Below are 17,593 nucleotides of genomic sequence, written 5' to 3'. Positions count from 1 at the left end.
AACTAGTGAGCCTCCTCTGTTTTTTTATCTAAAGACATTCCAATAATTTGAGCGGAATGAATGTTGTCCCTATCTCTTATGGTAAGACAGGTGTGTAACAACCCCTTATCAACTAAACTTTTATATCTAATTGATATCGCATTATTGACTCTATTACAATCTTTTGCCGCTCTATCTTTTGCTCCGGGAACTTTACCGGAATAATCAAATCTTATTACTACTGGAATAGGCAGATCTTGAGAAACATTTAATCCTGTAAAAATCTTTACCCCTACATCCAAATCTGGAGCTCCTTCTTCAACAGTATCAAGATGAGCAAAATAGGTTAAATTTCTTAAATGTACCTCTTTGAAACCAATTCCAACACCAATAAACCTCTCAGCATGACCAATATCTTCATATGAACCTTTATGAAATTTTTTAACGTAATCAATCTGAGAAATATTATTAACAATTAATTTATACATAAATTTTTCCAGCCCCTGGAGTTTATCTTTTGAAGAATGATTAGAAATTGTTTGACAAATCTCTCTTTCTGCATCATCCCCTGAAAAATTTATTGTTGAATTATAAATATCTAATGTAGAAATAGTTTTTTCTAGATCTATACTGCCATCGCTATTTGACAAATGTATTTTTAATGAATCAGTGTCTGTATCAAGTCCAATCAACATTAAATCCACAGATGCACCGCAGCAAAAGCTATTCTCTACAGCCTCTTTGAAAGCATATAGTTTATTTCTACCTTCTCCTGCAGCTAACTCGTCATTACTCCCATGAGCTGCGCATCCCTGATGCAAAGGATCTACTGAACTAAAATGATAAGTTACAACTTTTAAGTATCTGGTATCTTTATGTGCTTCATTAGGAATATTCTCTCTATATCTTTTGTGTTCTGTTTTAACCCATCTATTTACTGTATTTTCAATATCAAAAAGTGCTCCAGCATGAGATCTTCTTCTTACTGAACTAAAAGGTATTCTCATTACATATGCTACTGAATGAGCTAATCGCCCATCTGAACAAGGAGTTATATCAAGTAAATGTATTCCACAATCTAAAAGAAATTTTTCAAAGTCTTCTGCACCTCTACTTCCAGCAGCACCTTCAAGTGGATCATTATTAAAAAAATTATCACTAAGTTTCTCATGCTGTTTGAAAGCGCACCATGCATATAAAGCTCTCATATCAAGAGGTTTTACCCAAGATTTATCTAATATATGAAGGGGTAAATCTATTCCCAAATTTTTTCTAGATATTGTCTGAGCCTTATTTATAAAATCTTCATGATGTTGTATTCGTGCAATTTCCTTAAGAGTTGGAACAATTTCGTCAAAATCACTTTTTATTTTGCTCTCATACTTAAATAGATTTTCATTTTGAATATTATTAGTTAATTTGTGTAGATTTACGGGATTTAGTAAATTATTTGATTCTTTAGTTTGTATATGGATATTTTCCGTAAAAGTTTTCATTGGAGCTGTTGGCCCCAATGTGAAGTTCTTGGCTTTAGCCAGTCCTCTTAAAGGCATTATTTACTTAACCTCTTGCACCACCTGAAAAGGTAACAAGTTGTCCTTCACGAGTATTACCACTAGATCCAGTTATCAAGAAATCTGGTTTTTCTACTTCCTCGTTCCTCTTAACCTCTAAAGGAGGCATTGCGCTAGTAAATCCTGCTCTTGATGGATTTCTCTTCCTTGAAGAAGCTCCCTCTGTACCTGTAACCTTATCACCACGATCCCAATCATCACCAGTTACGTTCCCCACTGATTGTCCTTCACCAGTAATCCTAGATGTAACTCTTTTTTCAGGTGTATTTGCAGCACGATCTGTCTCTTCAATTTCCATTTTTTGTTTATAGGTAATATTTTTATTTGGTTCGAATCTAAATTTTTCAGTTCCAGTGACTTTGTCTACAGCCATATCAAAAGGGCCTGTTATCTTTGAACCATTTTCATATTCATTACCGGTAACACCTTGAGTATTTTTTTCAGAATATTTGTCCCTTGATGGTGATTTAACAGAGAATTCGTTCCAAGAATTACCTGCTGACTTTTCCGGATTCGCATAGGCAGTATCATGCGAGGGATTATCACAAGTTTTTGAGAACTGATCTCCACCAACATAAGGTGTCCCTGTGAGATTCTTACAAGCACCTTTCTTAGCACCTGTCATTACTCCACCAATCCCTGGTTGCTGTCCTGTAAGTCTTGCATTTGAATTATTTCCAGAATTGATTGTGGCTCTAGATTTCATATCTTCAGAAATCTCAGTACTACAATTTTCATTAATCTGATCTAAGCCTGCGTATGGTGTTCCAGTTAACACTTTGCATGAACCGGGTTCATCTCCAGTTACGATTTTTGATCTTCCTGTCATAGTCCCACTTATCAAATTAGACTTTGATGAAAGGCTTAAACCTACTTTTCTAGCTTCAGGTTTTGGTTTTGAACCACAAAACTTCTCATATTGTTGAGATCCTATATACTCATCACCAGTTATATTTTTACAGCTTCCATGTTCATTACCTGTCATATGATCTGATCTGCCTACCCCTGTACCAGTTACAGAATTCCCATTAAGAGTGTTATAACTCCCTACTTTTTCAAATGCTTTACCTTGTGGATTTGGCTCAGAGCCAAGATATTGATCTCCTGTTAACTGATGTCCAGAACCTGATTCATCTCCAGTAACCAACGTTGATCTACCAGGAAGAGATCCAGATACTTTTAGACCGTCGGTTGTAGTACTATGTTTAACCTTTGAAGGATTTTTTGGAATATCACCACAATACTTCTGTGATTGATTAGCAGATATGTATTCAGTACCTGTAAGGTTTTTACAAGTGCCTGGCTCATCTCCTGTTACCCTCTCGGATCTACCAACTTCGTTCCCAGTTACTTTATTACCTGATGTGGTAGCGGTAACAGTAGATCTAAGTGGTTGTTTATAAATTGGTCTATCTTGACAAAATTGATCAGCTACTTCTGCTCCCATGTATTGTGTCCCAGTAACTGTTCTGCATGTACTAGCTTCATTACCTGTAGTTTTTACAGATCTATTAGCTTGTGTTCCAGTAACTATTTGACCTGAATCAGTTTCACTTGTTCCAACTTTCCAGCTAGCATCAGCAATATTTTGTTTGGCTCCATTTTTATTTGGACCACATGGTCTACATTTACCATTACCTTTTTTACCTGTGGCACCAGTTTTACTTCTTAGCTCTCTTACTCTCTGAGAAATTTCTCTACTACTTAAATCTGGGTCTCCCCTTCTAGCTAAAGAAGCGGCACTAGTATTTTGTTTAGATGCTGATTTACCATGCTTAGATTGAGCTTCTCTTCTCGCTAAAACAATATCTCTACTTGTATTAGTTATAGGCTTTCTCTTCTGTTTTATTCTTCTTTTAACGTTTGGTTTTGAAGTTTTGATTTCTGTATTATAGGAATTTTCAACTTCTTGATTTTTGTTTATGGTTGATTTAACTGTATTTATAGGAATTTCTTTTTTAACATCAGTGCGAGTTCTATCAGATGAATTTATAGCAGATTTCCCATGCGTAGACATTGCCTTTCTTCTATTTATTACTAACTCTTTACTAGATAAAGTTGTTGAAGAAGACTTTCTACTTACCTGAGTTTTTGGAATATGTTTTGTTGCTGGCTTAGAAATATTTTGATTATTAGGAGAAGACTGAGTCCCAGAAATCTTTATATCTTGAGAAGATCGAACTCTTTCTTTAGTAGTTGAAGAGTAGGCAGCAGCTTTTTTACCGCTATCGCTCATCGCCTTTCTTCTTTCAAGTGCAATCTCTCTACTGGTTTTTTTTGACATAATCTTCAAATTTGAAACTCTTTAAAAAACTCTTTTAAAAAAGACTTTCTCCAAAAAATATTGGAGAAAGATATTTACTACATAAAGTAGGTTTAACGTCCTTGGAAAACTACAAAAGCTGTTCCTTGGCTTTGAGTGTAAGCATCGTATCCGATTATTCTTACATGGTGATCAGGGTATGCTCTATGACATGCCTCTAATTCACTTACAACCAAGTTAAGGTCTTTTTCCCCAAAGAATGGGAGCTTCCAATAAGACCAATAAGTTTGCATACTGCCACTAGGATGAACATGCTCAATAACAGGACTCCAGCCTTGAGCAATTATGTATGCAATTTGATCGTATATTTCTTCCTGGGTCATCGGTGGTAAGAAACCGAATGTTTCCAGGGTTGCAACTGTTTGATAGTCGCCTACTGTGCTCTGGAAAGGCATAATAAATTTAAATGTGAATGAAATTACTCGTAAAAGAACGAGATTTATAGAAGTTTGAGGAGAGGAAAAATCTCCTCAATTTTGAAATGTGGTTTAACCTTGAACGTCAAGCTTGTCGACGGTATCAAATTCAAACTTAATTTCCTTCCAAGTTTCAAGAGCAATAGCCAATTCAGGACTGTGCTTAGCAGCTTCCATAAGAATGTCTCTACTCTCTTTTTCGATTTCGCGACCAGCATTACGTGCTTTTACACAAGCTTCTAAAGCAACTCTGTTGGCTGCAGCTCCAGCAGCTGAACCCCATGGGTGACCATGTGTTCCTCCACCGAACTGAAGACAAGAATCATCTCCAAAAATCGCTAAAAGTGCAGGCATATGCCATACGTGAATACCACCTGATGCGACAGCAAAAACTCCTGGCATTGAACCCCAATCTTGATCAAAGAAGTTACCTCTTGATCTATCTTCAGGAACAAATGACTCTCTTAAGTTGTCAATGTAGCCAAGAGTTGTTTGACGATCACCCTCTAGTTTTCCAACAACAGTTCCAGTATGTAATTGATCTCCACCGGAGAGTCTCAAACATTTTGCTAGAACTCTGAAATGAATACCATGCTTCGGATGTCTATCAATAACAGCATGCATAGCTCTGTGAATATGCAGAAGCATGCCATTTTTACGACACCAGTTTGCCAAGCCAGTATTTGCAGTAAAACCACCAGTTATATAATCATGCATGATGATTGGCATATCTAGCTCTTTTGCAAATTCAGCACGTTCATAGAGCTCTTCAGGAGTGTTTGCAGTACAGTTTAGGTAGTGACCTTTAACTTCTCCAGTTTCTTGCTGAGCAAGTTTAACTGCTTCTGCAACAAACTCAAATCTTTCTCTCCAACGCTGGAATGGTTGAGAATTAATATTCTCATCATCCTTTGTTAAATCAAGACCGCCTCTAAGACACTCATATACAACTCGACCATAGTTTTTACCAGACAGACCTAATTTAGGTTTAATGGTACAGCCAAGAAGAGGTCTTCCATACTTATTAAGTCGATCTCTTTCAACAACTATGCCATTAGGTGGTCCACCACAAGTCTTAATAAAAGCGATTGGGAATCTAATATCTTCAAGACGTAGATGTCTTAGAGCTTTAAATCCAAAAACGTTTCCGACTAATGATGTTAATACGTTTGTGATTGAACCTTCTTCGAAAAGATCTAGAGGATATGCAATAAATGCATAGAATGCTTCTGGATCTCCGGGAACATCTTCAATCCGATAACAACGACCCTTGTAAAATTCAAGGTCTGTAAGTAACTCGGACCAAACAGTTGACCAAGTACCTGTAGAAGATTCAGCCGCTACCGCTGCAGCAACTTCTTCTCTCGGAACACCTTCTTGACCTGTGCATTTGAAACAGGCTAACAAGTCAGTGTCAAGGGGGACATATTCAGGAGTCCAGTATGTATCTCTGTACTCCTTTACCCCAGCGTCATACTTCTTACTCATAAGGATAAATTAAGGTCTATAAAGGGAAAATATTTTTGTGCAAAATTATATTTTGCTTTATTTAATTTAGTCCTTTTGACCAAGGAAATCGCCATTACCAAGAGCTGGCTCAACCTCTCTATGAGGACGAGCAATGATGTGAGCCGCAACAAGACCGTCACCAACTCTCTCACAAGCATCAGCTCCAGCCCTAACTGCTGCGTTAACAGCGCCTGTTTCTCCTCTAACTAAAACTGTGACATAACCGCCACCTACGAATTCACGACCAATAAGACGAACTTCTGCTGCCTTGGTCATTGCGTCTGCTGCTTCGATTGCAGGTACAAGTCCGCGTGTCTCGATCATGCCGAGTGCGATACCCATTGTTTCTGTAGCCATTGCCTACTAATTACTAAATGTGGAATGTTCAATTGGAAGAATGGTCCATAACGTACTTATAAGTCAAGCGTTTTCCATTAAAAACCCTATTAATGTTTTTTCTATCATTGATAAGTTAAACTTATCACCCTTGGTACTATTGATATGTCAATACTTATGGGAATTAGTTAGAGCATCAAAACATACGGTTGTGTTAATAAAAAATTTACATTAAGTTATTTCCGTACGAGGCAGGCCCTGTCTACACAGGTGTGGAATGTTCAACCCTTCCTGTCTCTGTATCAAGTTTTAAAGTAAGATGATATTTCAGATATTTATTATATTATTTTGAACTTTCCTGCTCTTACAATTGCAAGCGGTAATCCAAAGAAGGTATCTGAAATATTTGAGATGTTAGACGTTTTATCTTTAGAAGTAAAAAAGCAACCAGAATATCTAAACGTAGAGGAGACAGGTAAAACCTATTTTGAAAATGCTTTTTTAAAGGCAAAAGCAGCTGCTTTAGAAACTAAGACTTGGGCATTAGCCGACGACTCAGGGCTTGAGGTTGATTATTTGGATGGACGACCTGGCATATATTCTGCAAGATATGCCAAAAGCAAAAATGAAAAGATTAGCAAGTTACTAAGAGAACTAAGCGATATCCCTTACAGAAGCGCAAAATTTATTAGTTGTATGGTCTTATGTGATCCAAAGGGGAATTTAGTAAAAGATACAACTGGTATTTGCTGGGGGGAAATCCTTAAAGAACCAAAATATCCTAACGGAGAATTTGAATCTATTTTCTGGATCAAGGAAGCTAATTGTGTATACGGAGAATTAAGTCATTCTCAATTAATTAAACTTGGAAGTAGAGGCAAAGCAGCAAAAAATATATCTCCTTTTTTGAAAAAAGAATTTGGAATTATTTAAAAAACCTATTTAATTATTTGATATTTGCTCGATAGCTCTTATTGCAGCTGCTGCAGCCTCCTCGACATCTCCCTCTTTCCCTGCAAGAGTTAACCTTCCAAAAGCTCCGACAGCCTTTACATCAACGATAGTTATATTTGAAGATTTTTCAGCTTCATTAGCAGCCTTCAGTACATATCCTGCGGGTTCAGTCTCCAAAATAAACATGCTCATTCCAGATTGAATCATAGATCCACTTCTGTTTTGCCTATTTATTAAAACTGCATGGTCTGGAGTAATTGCACGGATAACTTCTGTCCAGCTTGTAGATGGTTTTGTTCTTTTCCTTACTTCACTACCAATCGCATCTAAAACTACATCTCCTGAATGCAAAACCGTACTTTGGTCCTTGTGATAAAGAGCTAAAGAACCAAAGGCTCTTTCAACAATCATTTGGCCTAGTCTTACATTGCTTGCTTTTAAAGCAATATCAGTAACTCTATGAACGGCCATTCCTGGAGACACCTCCATCCATAAGCAAGAATCGCCAGGTATTGGTAAAAAGCCTCTACTTACAGTTCCCATATATGCGGATAACTGAGGTTGAAGGGAGTCTAAAAAGACATACGTCCTTAGTTCTATTTGCTCAACTTGACTTGCTTGTCTAGAAACTAATGACTTTTCAGAGTCAGTTGTAATAAAACAACTTGCTCCATTGGCCTGAGATTGAACTTCAGACCCCGTTACAAGAGAGCTTCCTTTTTTTGATTCTCCTCTATTTAGGCTAGAAGTTGGTTCCATTCAGGAGACTATAACGGATTAAGGTTCTTTTTTTCTATTAAATTAACTTGCATGCTTCGCACAAACCGATAACTTCAAATTAAAGATATGTAATTCTATGGTAACTTCTCAAAAAAAAGAACCAGATTCTTCTTCCTCTAAAAATGAATTAAGCCCTGATCAAACCCTCGGATTAGTAAGCTTAAGTTTAATGCAAAAGTTATCTCAAAAAGATCCCTCATTTAGTTGGTTAGTAGATACGAAACCAGATCAAATAAATGTTAAAAAGCTTAGAGACAGATTAGAGTTAACGGAATTAGCAATTAACACAGGTGCACCTCTTTCAACTACTGAAGTTTCAATTTTAATGGGTGCAAAGCCTGGTAAATCAAAGATAGAAAGAGGTGGATTATTAGCCACCAAAATTGCTAGAAATGTATGGAAATTATCTAAAATAGGCCAAGGAAGCTCTTATTACAGGAACTGAAATTTTAATAAAAAGAATTAGTTTTATTATTCTTATTAAAGTTTTAAAACATTCATATAAGTTTTTTAAATGTATACATTTTGTAAGAGAACTTATCAATTAATGCTTAAAACCAAAAGTTTATGCAAGCTTGAAGAATGAGATCTAAGCATTTTAATGAGTAAAGTAGATTTTAATAAAGAAACTGGACCTAGAGAAGTCTTTTGTGGCTTAACTTCAATAGTTTGGTTGCACAGAAGGATGCCAGACGCGTTTTTCCTCGTTGTGGGGTCAAGAACATGTGCACATTTAATTCAAAGTGCGGCAGGGGTTATGATTTTTGCTGAACCAAGATTTGGGACTGCAATTCTTGAAGAGAAAGATCTAGCAGGTCTTGCCGATGCCCATGAAGAACTCGACAGAGTCGTCAATGATCTTATTTCTAGAAGGCCTGAAATAAAAACTCTATTCCTGGTTGGTTCTTGCCCTAGTGAAGTTATTAAGCTTGATCTAGCAACAGTTGCAGAAAAATTAAACCTCAGATTTTCAGGTCAAGTAAGATTCGTCAACTATTCGGGTAGTGGGATCGAAACCACCTTTACTCAAGGAGAAGATGGAGCATTAAAAGCTCTTATACCTTTAATGAATTCCACAGATGATGAGAAATTATTATTAGTGGGGACAATAGCTAATAATGTAGAAGATAGATTTAAAAAAATATTCAATAGTATAGGTATTAATAATGTTGAAAGTTTTCCCCCTAGGCAATCAACCGAATTACCAAAGATTGGAAAGAATACAAAGGTAATATTAACTCAACCATACTTAAGTGATACGGTTAGAGATCTTAAGCATCGAGGTTGCGAAATAATTTATGCTCCATTTCCACTGGGAGTAGAAGGAAGCACAAAATGGGTTCTAGCAGCAGCAGCAGCCTTTAAAATTCCTGAACTAAAAGTTCATGAAGTTATTGCCCCTTTAGCAAATAGAGCTAGGCAAGCATTACAAAAACATACAGAAATATTAAGAGGGAAAAAATTATTCCTTTTACCTGAATCCCAGCTTGAAATTTCATTAGCAAGATTTTTACATAACGAATGCGAAATGGAGCTAATTGAAGTAGGAACTCCTTACTTAAATAAAGATTTAATGGAAGAGGAACTTAATTTATTACCAGATGATACGAAAATAGTTGAAGGGCAGCATGTAGAAAAACAACTTGATCGAGTCAGGGCTTCTTGTCCTGACTTAGTAGTTTGCGGAATGGGTTTAGCGAATCCATTGGAAGCGGAGGGCATTAGTACAAAGTGGTCAATTGAAATGGTATTTAGTCCAATACATGGAATTGACCAAGCGGCAGACTTGGCTGAGCTCTTCTCAAGGCCTTTAACAAGGAATCAAATACTTACTTCTAAAACATTAGCAACTTATTAAATTATGGAATTAACTCTTTGGACATATGAAGGACCTCCTCACGTAGGTGCCATGAGAGTGGCATCATCAATGAAAGAAATTCATTATGTTCTCCATGCTCCTCAAGGTGATACTTATGCAGATCTTCTTTTCACTATGATTGAGAGAAGAGGTAAAAGACCACCTGTAACTTATACAACATTTCAAGCCAGAGATTTAGGAGGAGATACAGCGGAATTAGTTAAAAGAAATATTTCTGAGGCAGTAGAAAGATTTAAACCAAAAACTCTTTTAATAGGTGAAAGCTGTACTGCTGAATTAATACAAGATCAACCAGGAGCTCTTGCTAAGGGTATGGGTTTTAATATTCCAATAGTTAACCTTGAACTGCCCGCTTATAGCAAAAAAGAAAACTGGGGAGCTTCAGAAACCTTTTATCAAATAATTAGAACTCTTTTGAACGATAAGACGAATGAAATTAATAATATTAATCCTCAAAGATGGAAGTCTTTAGGTCGAAGACCTAAAGTAAATATATTAGGTCCTACATTATTAGGATTTAGATGCAGAGATGATGTTATTGAGATTCAACGTATACTTTCAGAGCAAGGTATTGATACTAATGTTGTTGCACCACTGGGTTCAAGTCCAGATGACATTAAAAGACTAATAGATGCTGATATTAATATTTGTCTATATCAAGAAATTGCAGAGACTTCTTGTGAATGGCTTAAGCGTAAATGTGGAATGGAATTTACCACAACTATTCCAATTGGTATAAAAAATACAATTAATTTTATTAATGAAGTACATGATAAACTTGGCCTTCCCTTAACAAATAAAGAGGAACTAGAGCACAAGTCAAAATTACCATGGTATTCAAAATCAATTGATTCAAACTACTTGACAGGAAAAAGGGTTTTTATCTTTGGTGACGGGACTCATGCTATTGCAGCAGCCAAAATTGCCAAGGATGAACTAGGATTTGAAGTTGTGGGTTTGGGGACTTACAGCAGAGAAATGGCAAGGCAAGTTAGAGCTGCAGCTAAGGATTTAAATATAGAAGCACTCATTACTAACAGCTACCTAGAGGTGGAAGACGCGATGAAAAAAGCATCCCCTGAATTAGTTTTAGGGACTCAAATGGAAAGGCACAGCGCAAAAAGACTTGGTATACCATGCTCAGTAATAAGTACTCCAATGCATGTTCAAGATGTTCCTGCTAGATATAGCCCCCAAATGGGATGGGAAGGAGCAAATGTAATTTTTGACGACTGGGTTCATCCTTTAATGATGGGTCTTGAAGAACATCTTATCGATATGTTTAAACATGATTTTGAATTCGTTGATGGCCATCAAAGTCATCTTGGTCATACTGCTACAAAAGGGCTCGATAATATTGAAGATGAACATGGTCTAAAGAATGACACCCTCAAAAAGAATGGAGGTGTTCTTTGGACAGAATCAGGGAGAGCAGAACTTACAAAAGTTCCATTTTTTGTAAGAGGTAAAGTTAAATCTAATACCGAGAAATACGCTCTTTCAAAAGGTCTTCCTGAAATTAGCGACGAGACCCTTTACGATGCAAAAGCATATTTCAGCTAGCGCCTACAAATAAACTATCATCTAAGCATGAGTATTTAGACTCATAATATAATTAATAAATCCAAATTATCTAGTTATAAACATATATCTTGTATCTTTAATCATAATAAATAACTATTTGTTGAGAAATACATTTCAAGAACCATATACCTGCAAGAATATATATATTAAAGCGTTAATTTCAGTTAAAAATGACAAGTACTATAAATAAACATCTTGATGGAGAAGGCAGCGTTCAGGTCAAGCAAGACCCAAAAGTGAATATTGAAGAAGGAGCATTAGTAATCGCTGTTTATGGCAAAGGAGGTATTGGCAAGTCAACAACATCATCCAACCTTTCCGCAGCATTCTCGAAATTAGGTAAAAAAGTTCTACAAATAGGGTGCGATCCCAAGCACGACAGTACTTTTACTCTGACTCACAAAATGGTACCAACTGTTATTGATATTTTGGAGGAAGTCGATTTTCATAGCGAGGAGTTAAGACCAACAGACTTTATGTTTGAAGGTTTTAATGGAGTAATGTGCGTAGAGAGTGGCGGTCCCCCAGCTGGTACAGGTTGCGGAGGTTATGTAACAGGACAAACAGTAAAACTTTTAAAAGAGCATCATTTATTAGAAGATACCGATGTAGTTATTTTTGATGTCTTAGGTGATGTTGTTTGCGGAGGTTTTGCAGCCCCCCTACAACATGCTAATTACTGTCTAATTGTTACTGCAAACGACTTTGATTCAATATTTGCGATGAATAGAATTGTTTCTGCAATTAAAGCCAAAGCAAAGAACTATAAAGTCAGATTAGGTGGCGTAGTCGCCAATAGATCCAAAGATACAGATCAAATTGATAAGTTCAATGATAGAACTGGTTTAAAAACCATGGCTCACTTTAAAGATGTAGATGCTATTAGAAGATCAAGGCTCAAAAAGTGTACTATTTTTGAAATGGAACCAACTGAAGATGTAATAGAGGTACAAAATGAATATTTATCACTCGCTAAAAATATGTTAGAAAATGTAGAACCACTTGAGGGCACCCCACTGAAAGATAGAGAAATCTTTGATTTATTGGGATTCGACTAACTACCCTAATTCAAACCAACTAATTTTCTAGTTAATTCATAAGTTTGTTTTGAAATGTCAGAATCTATTATTCTTTTTGACAATTTTTGAGAAAAGGCTTTTCTTCCCGACTTTTGACGATTTCCCCAACTCCAATGAACTGCTGGTTTAGCATATTTTTTAAAAGTAGCTACTTGCGCGACCCTTTCTCCCGCTAATCTTTGAGAGACATATCCTTTTGTGATAAATTTCTGAAAGATTGGAAACAAAAATCTAAAAATCCAAGGGGTATTTCTAAAAAGTTTTGTATCTGCGACACATCCAGGATAAAGAGAATTAATAATTATTCTTTCATTGGAATATTTTTTTGATAATTCTTGTACCGTAATCATGTTGCAAAGTTTACTATCTTTATAGGCTTTCCCCGGTTTGAATTTTTTCCCATTAGCCATGCTAATTGGAGCTAAAAATCCATTTTTAAAACCTGATAAATTTCCAAGATTAGCTGGGGCAGGTATCGGAATTCTTCCACCTAGTTCTGAATAATTTGCAGTGACAGTTCCTAATACTGTTATTCTTGGTTTGAATTTAGTAACTTTACCATTTAAATAAATTTCGTTCTCAGAAGACAAAATCTTATCTATGAGAAGATTTATCATGAGAAAATGTCCAAAATGATTAACTGCCATAGAATTTTCAAACCCTTGGGCAGACCTTTCAGGCTTCCGTAATCTTGGTTTATAAACTGCAGCATTGCAAATCATCGAATTTATAGGTTTTTTAAATTTTTTCAATATTTCGTCACAACCATTTCTTACATCATCTAAATCAGATAAATCAATTTCTATAAAATGCATATTTTTCATTTCGGAATCTGTCAAGGATTGGTGAGCTATTTCTATTGCTCTTTTATTTGAGCGATTAACTGCTATAACTTCCCATCCAAATCTCAATAAAGGTTTTAGGGTGTTTAATCCTACTCCTGATGTTGTTCCTGTTATTAAAACAAGGCCTTTAGTACTATTACCCACTAGCTAAGAAAATTAATTAAAAATTCGATAATTGAATGACTTTATAATCATACTTATCAACGCCATATTACTCTGATTATGTCTCTAGAAATCATTTGCTCTTGATCCTTCATAAATCTTTGCTCGCCTTCAAATGAGATTAAATCATCAAATCTACGACTTAAAACATCAAACCTTGATTTTTCATATAAATAAGAATCTTTAATCTCCCTCAATCTAGTTAATCTAATTTTTGAGCTATATCCAATTTTTATTAAACTAACCATAGCTAAAAGAGTAAAACAAACTTTTAACCCCAAAAAAACAGAACTTACAAAATCTTCTTGATCTTTATAATTTTTTTCAATGGCAGATGCTAAAGATCTTTTATCTGTAGCTATGCTTTTATAATAATTTCTAGACAAATTTTTTTAAGAATTTTTAAAAGACCTAGTAAAAAAGTCCTATTTTATTAATAACATAAAGTTATTAGGACTCAAAATTAATTTTAAATTCTAGCTAAACTTATGCCAAGCCTTAAAGCTAATACTCCTGCATGCATTACTACAATTAGACCAAGGATAATTAAATTGATTGATTGAGATGGTTCCATAATAAATACACATTTATTTTCTATATTCTCTACCCAAAAGCGAAAAATTGATAGACTATTACAAATTGCTGTTACGTAATTAAATTAAAAAATAATTTTGAGAATAGATAATCAAGCTTTAATTATTCCAACAATGAAATTAACTGGAGTTGAACAAATGGCTCTGGATTTGCATTTTCTAGAAAAAACTATTTCTAAAGTTGAAATTCTTTTTACATTAAGGTTTTATTATTGGGAGGGAGATTGGATTTCTCTTGGTTATCATCAAAAAATAATTCCGCCTCATTGGGAAAAGCTATTCAAAGATGGAATCATAAAAATCGTGCGAAGACCCTCAGGAGGCGGAGCCGTCCTTCATTCTGGAGGAATAACATACGCTTTAACATTTAAAAAGTCCTCTTACAAGAGCTTCAGTTATGAGCTTGTAAATAACTGGTTAATTAAAAGTTTTAATGAATTAGGTTTAGGTTTAGAAAGAGGTAATTTAAGAAAATCAACTATAAAAGAAAACTGCTTTGGATCTTCTTACATATCTGATTTAGTTGATCAATATGGATTTAAACGTATAGGAAGCGCCCAATACCGAAAGAAAGGAGCATTTCTTCAGCATGGTGAAATTCAACTCAACCCCCCAAGAGAATTATGGTTCAAAATATTTGGAGAAGAGCCTCCTACAAAGATTGATTTGAATCTTACTAATGAGGAAATAATAAAATATCTAATGAAATCATTTTTAGAATCCAAAACAAATTTAAAAATCGAAAAAATCCTCTTAAAAAAAAGTGATATAAAAAAATTATTATGACTTGAATTAACTAAATATCTCCTTTCTGTTTCATTAAATTGATGATTTTAGGAAATTCAATTCCTAAAGGATACTGATTCTTATTATTGAATTTACTAATTAGATTGTAAGGTAATTCAACTCCTAATTTACTAAAGACAAAATAACCAATTTTGTTTCTGTCAATAATTCCTAAAGGTAATTCAGCAGAATTTAGTACTAGTAAGAACCCTTCATTAGTACTTTCTAGTTTTTCAATGGCTCTCCATAATTCAGTACTACCTCTTATACTAATAAAATTTTTAATTGGCTTCTTAAATTCTCCAACAAGAGTATGCTTCCATTTTTTTACTGAAACATCTTTTAAAATCTTTTCCTCAACAAAGCCATCCCATCTACCACTATTAGTCAGAAATAAATATTTATCTTGATTATCTTTTTTATTTTTGACAACATTATTTAACTCGACAAAATTTGAATCGAATTCAATTTTTCTTAATGGCTTAAATTTAAGATCAGAAACTTTACTGAATTTGAGAATATTCTCAATTCTAAAAAATTGACTTTCAGATTTTGATGAATTAATACCGAATAAACCTAAAAAAGATATTAATAATCCATAGTAAAAATTTAGACCAAATAAAATTGCAATGCCTGATAAAAAAAATAAAGTTGATAATACTAAAGTAAATTTATTTAAAAAATTCCTTCCTTTATTTTTACTCCCTGAAAAATACCAAATAATACTCTTCAACAAATTACCTCCATCTAAAGAACCTACCGGTATCAAGTTTAGAAAAGCTAGAAAAAGATTTAATATGGCAAGTCTGTTAACTATATTTGTGAATATATGTTCATTAGATTTACTTAGATAACTTATTAAAAGAAGAATTAAAGCAGTAAAGAGACATAAGAAAGGCCTTACAATAGCAATTTTTATATTACCTAAAGCTGTTTGGCACTCCTTATCTATTTGCAAAATAGCCCCTAGGAAATAAAAAGTAATTTTTTTTATTTTTACTCCATGATTTAGCGAAACAAAAGTATGAAAGACCTCGTGAAATATAATAGTCGTCAATAAGAAAAAAGAGGTTAAAAAACCAATTAACCAAGCTTCCTTGATATTATAAATTTCGCTAGAAGTTAAATTAACTTGATTAGTAATGCTCCATGAAAATAAAAAAAGAATTGCAAACCAATATGGATGGATTTTAAAGGGGATTCCCCATATTTTAAAAATTTGCAAACTTCTCAAAAAAGATCTCCTTTATATTTACAAATAATATTAATTCTACATATATGATAAAGATATGCCTAAGACCAAAACTTTAGTTAAAATTTGCGGAATAACATCTATTGATCAAGCTGTTCAAATAGCTGAATTAGGAACTAATGCGATAGGTATTATTTCTGTTAATGAATCTCCAAGATATATTTCCCCAGAAAAAAAAAAAGAAATCTTCAAAACTTTAAAAATTTTATATCCAAATATTGAGAGAGTTTCGGTAGTAAAGAATAGCCCTATTGAATCAATTATTAAAAATTTCTTAGGAGAGCCAAACGAAACTATAATTCAACTTCATGGAGATGAGGATGTCGATTACTGTCAACAATTAAGGCAAAAAATTCCGAACATTGGTATTTGGAAAGCGTTTAGGATAAAAAATAAAAAAGATATTGAAAAAATCAAAATCTATGAAAAATTTGTAGACGCAATACTTTTAGATTCATGGAATAAAGAAACATATGGAGGTTCTGGTAAGAGAATAGAAAAAAGTTATTTAGAGGAATTAAGTTTTAGTAAACCATGGTGGCTTGCTGGAGGTGTCTCTAAAGAATGGATATATGAGATTTTAAAAAAGATAAAACCAAATGGGATTGATATTTCAAGTAGCGTCGAGATCTCTCCAGGAATAAAAGATTTAGAAAAAACAAAAAATATAATTAGAGAAATAAATAAATAATCTATTTCTTAAATAATTAATATCAAACAACTATAAAAAATAACTTCTCGCTAATCTAATAACAAGATAACGCATTTGGTTGTTGTTTAACTAACTCAAAGAATTCCTGTTTTAGGCTTATATCATGTCTAAAGTCCCCTCTTACAATGGAATTAATCATACTTGTATTAGGTTCCTTTACTCCCCTCCAACACATGCAATAATGTTTAGCTTTAACAAGAATTGCTAAACCTTTTGGTTCACATAAACGTTCAATTTCATCTGCAAGAATCATGACAGCTTCCTCTTGAATATGTGGTCTAGAAAAAACCCAATCAGCAACTCTAGAAAATTTTGAAATTCCTATAACTTTATCTCCAGGCTTAATCCCAATCCAGCAATCACCAATAATAGGCACCATATGATGAGAACAAGCAGAGCGTACACTTATTGGACCAAGAGTGTATATCTCATCTAATTTCTTTGCATTAGGGAAGTCAGTGACATCAGGTCTTTTTTGATAACGACCTTTAAAAACTTCTTTCAAATACATTTTTGCGACTCTTTCAGCAGTCTCTTGAGAGTTATGATCATTATCAATATCAATTACTAAAGACTTTAATAAATCCTTAACTTTTGAGGCCACCTCCTTTTGTAGAATATCTAATTCTCCTGGATTTATGAAATCTGAGATGTTGTCGTTAGCATGGAATCTTTTTTTATTAACCTTAATTCTATTTCTGATTATTTCAGAAACTAATTTATTGCTTATTTGATCGCCTAAATTCTCCTTAAGATTATCGTTAGGTACTGTAGAGGTCATAGAAATGTTATCAGAAAATAGTCTGCAAACTTAATTACTTTATCTACTT

18 protein-coding genes are annotated in these 17,593 nt (G+C 34.2%); 7 read left to right on the top strand and 11 right to left on the bottom strand.

From position 1 onward, the window contains the following. Positions 1-2 precede the first annotated feature (2 nt). From P9515_RS03060 to P9515_RS03040, 5 genes are all read right to left on the bottom strand, one after another. The gene (locus P9515_RS03060; RefSeq protein WP_041710564.1) at positions 3-1,532 is read right to left on the bottom strand and encodes a carboxysome shell carbonic anhydrase; all 1,530 of its coding nucleotides are present in this window, start codon (positions 1,530-1,532) and stop codon (positions 3-5) included. A gap of 7 nt (positions 1,533-1,539) precedes the next feature. Next, a complete protein-coding gene (gene csoS2, locus P9515_RS03055; protein WP_011819930.1) occupies positions 1,540-3,837 on the bottom strand; it encodes an alpha-carboxysome scaffolding protein CsoS2 in 2,298 nt (765 codons plus the stop codon). Between the two features lie 92 nt (positions 3,838-3,929). After that, positions 3,930-4,271 carry a ribulose bisphosphate carboxylase small subunit gene (locus P9515_RS03050; protein ID WP_011376108.1) on the bottom strand — a complete coding sequence of 114 codons (342 nt, stop codon included), beginning with the start codon at positions 4,269-4,271 and terminating at the stop codon, positions 3,930-3,932. Between the two features lie 93 nt (positions 4,272-4,364). Continuing rightward, the gene (locus P9515_RS03045) at positions 4,365-5,780 is read right to left on the bottom strand and encodes a form I ribulose bisphosphate carboxylase large subunit (RefSeq protein ID WP_002805854.1); all 1,416 of its coding nucleotides are present in this window, start codon (positions 5,778-5,780) and stop codon (positions 4,365-4,367) included. Between the two features lie 66 nt (positions 5,781-5,846). Next, positions 5,847-6,158 (bottom strand): alpha-carboxysome major shell protein CsoS1, encoded by a 312-nt coding sequence (locus P9515_RS03040; protein ID WP_011819929.1) that lies wholly within the window; start codon positions 6,156-6,158, stop codon positions 5,847-5,849. 327 nt (positions 6,159-6,485) lie between these two features. On the opposite strand from P9515_RS03040, the gene P9515_RS03035 reads away from it, so the two are divergent. After that, entirely contained in the window at positions 6,486-7,070 is a 585-nt protein-coding gene (locus P9515_RS03035; RefSeq protein ID WP_011819928.1) for a non-canonical purine NTP pyrophosphatase, read from the top strand. A gap of 9 nt (positions 7,071-7,079) precedes the next feature. Here the strand turns inward: P9515_RS03035 and P9515_RS03030 are convergent, their stop codons facing one another. Beyond that, the gene (locus tag P9515_RS03030; protein ID WP_011819927.1) at positions 7,080-7,850 is read right to left on the bottom strand and encodes a hypothetical protein; all 771 of its coding nucleotides are present in this window, start codon (positions 7,848-7,850) and stop codon (positions 7,080-7,082) included. A 97-nt stretch (positions 7,851-7,947) separates the two neighbouring features. Here P9515_RS03030 and P9515_RS03025 point away from each other — a divergent pair, with 97 nt between their 5' ends. From P9515_RS03025 to bchL, 4 genes are all read left to right on the top strand, one after another. Continuing rightward, positions 7,948-8,316, top strand: a complete 369-nt coding sequence (locus P9515_RS03025) for a hypothetical protein (protein WP_011819926.1) — start codon at positions 7,948-7,950, stop codon at positions 8,314-8,316. A 156-nt stretch (positions 8,317-8,472) separates the two neighbouring features. After that, positions 8,473-9,729, top strand: coding sequence for a ferredoxin:protochlorophyllide reductase (ATP-dependent) subunit N (locus P9515_RS03020; protein ID WP_011819925.1), 1,257 nt, complete (start codon positions 8,473-8,475; stop codon positions 9,727-9,729). 3 nt (positions 9,730-9,732) lie between these two features. Further along, the gene (locus tag P9515_RS03015; protein WP_011819924.1) at positions 9,733-11,313 is read left to right on the top strand and encodes a ferredoxin:protochlorophyllide reductase (ATP-dependent) subunit B; all 1,581 of its coding nucleotides are present in this window, start codon (positions 9,733-9,735) and stop codon (positions 11,311-11,313) included. A 191-nt stretch (positions 11,314-11,504) separates the two neighbouring features. Then, positions 11,505-12,392, top strand: a complete 888-nt coding sequence (bchL, locus tag P9515_RS03010; protein WP_011819923.1) for a ferredoxin:protochlorophyllide reductase (ATP-dependent) iron-sulfur ATP-binding protein — start codon at positions 11,505-11,507, stop codon at positions 12,390-12,392. A gap of 5 nt (positions 12,393-12,397) precedes the next feature. On the opposite strand, the gene P9515_RS03005 is transcribed toward bchL, so the two are convergent. The 3 genes from P9515_RS03005 to psaM all read right to left on the bottom strand — a co-directional run bounded on the left by P9515_RS03005 (position 12,398) and on the right by psaM (position 13,994). Then, on the bottom strand, positions 12,398-13,402 hold the full coding sequence (locus P9515_RS03005; protein ID WP_011819922.1) for an SDR family NAD(P)-dependent oxidoreductase: 1,005 nt from the start codon (positions 13,400-13,402) through the stop codon (positions 12,398-12,400). A 56-nt stretch (positions 13,403-13,458) separates the two neighbouring features. Continuing rightward, positions 13,459-13,806, bottom strand: a complete 348-nt coding sequence (locus P9515_RS03000; protein ID WP_011819921.1) for a hypothetical protein — start codon at positions 13,804-13,806, stop codon at positions 13,459-13,461. An 83-nt stretch (positions 13,807-13,889) separates the two neighbouring features. Next, the gene (gene psaM, locus P9515_RS02995; RefSeq protein WP_011819920.1) at positions 13,890-13,994 is read right to left on the bottom strand and encodes a photosystem I reaction center subunit XII; all 105 of its coding nucleotides are present in this window, start codon (positions 13,992-13,994) and stop codon (positions 13,890-13,892) included. Between the two features lie 133 nt (positions 13,995-14,127). On the opposite strand from psaM, the gene P9515_RS02990 reads away from it, so the two are divergent. Beyond that, positions 14,128-14,799, top strand: coding sequence for a lipoyl protein ligase domain-containing protein (locus tag P9515_RS02990; RefSeq protein WP_187146042.1), 672 nt, complete (start codon positions 14,128-14,130; stop codon positions 14,797-14,799). 10 nt (positions 14,800-14,809) lie between these two features. Here the strand turns inward: P9515_RS02990 and P9515_RS02985 are convergent, their stop codons facing one another. Beyond that, positions 14,810-16,024 (bottom strand): site-2 protease family protein, encoded by a 1,215-nt coding sequence (locus tag P9515_RS02985; RefSeq protein WP_225867102.1) that lies wholly within the window; start codon positions 16,022-16,024, stop codon positions 14,810-14,812. A 64-nt stretch (positions 16,025-16,088) separates the two neighbouring features. Between P9515_RS02985 and P9515_RS02980 the strand changes: the two genes are divergently transcribed. Beyond that, positions 16,089-16,742: a phosphoribosylanthranilate isomerase gene (locus P9515_RS02980; protein ID WP_011819917.1), complete on the top strand. Its 654-nt coding sequence runs from the start codon at positions 16,089-16,091 to the stop codon at positions 16,740-16,742. A 55-nt stretch (positions 16,743-16,797) separates the two neighbouring features. On the opposite strand, the gene folE is transcribed toward P9515_RS02980, so the two are convergent. Beyond that, entirely contained in the window at positions 16,798-17,544 is a 747-nt protein-coding gene (gene folE, locus P9515_RS02975; protein WP_011819916.1) for a GTP cyclohydrolase I, read from the bottom strand. Positions 17,545-17,593 lie beyond the last annotated feature (49 nt).

The sequence above is a fragment of the Prochlorococcus marinus str. MIT 9515 genome, assembly GCF_000015665.1.
In the GTDB taxonomy this organism is placed as follows: domain Bacteria; phylum Cyanobacteriota; class Cyanobacteriia; order PCC-6307; family Cyanobiaceae; genus Prochlorococcus_A; species Prochlorococcus_A marinus_P.
The sequence above is the reverse complement of the archived record's forward strand: the minus strand, read 5'-3'. Positions and strand labels throughout refer to the sequence as shown.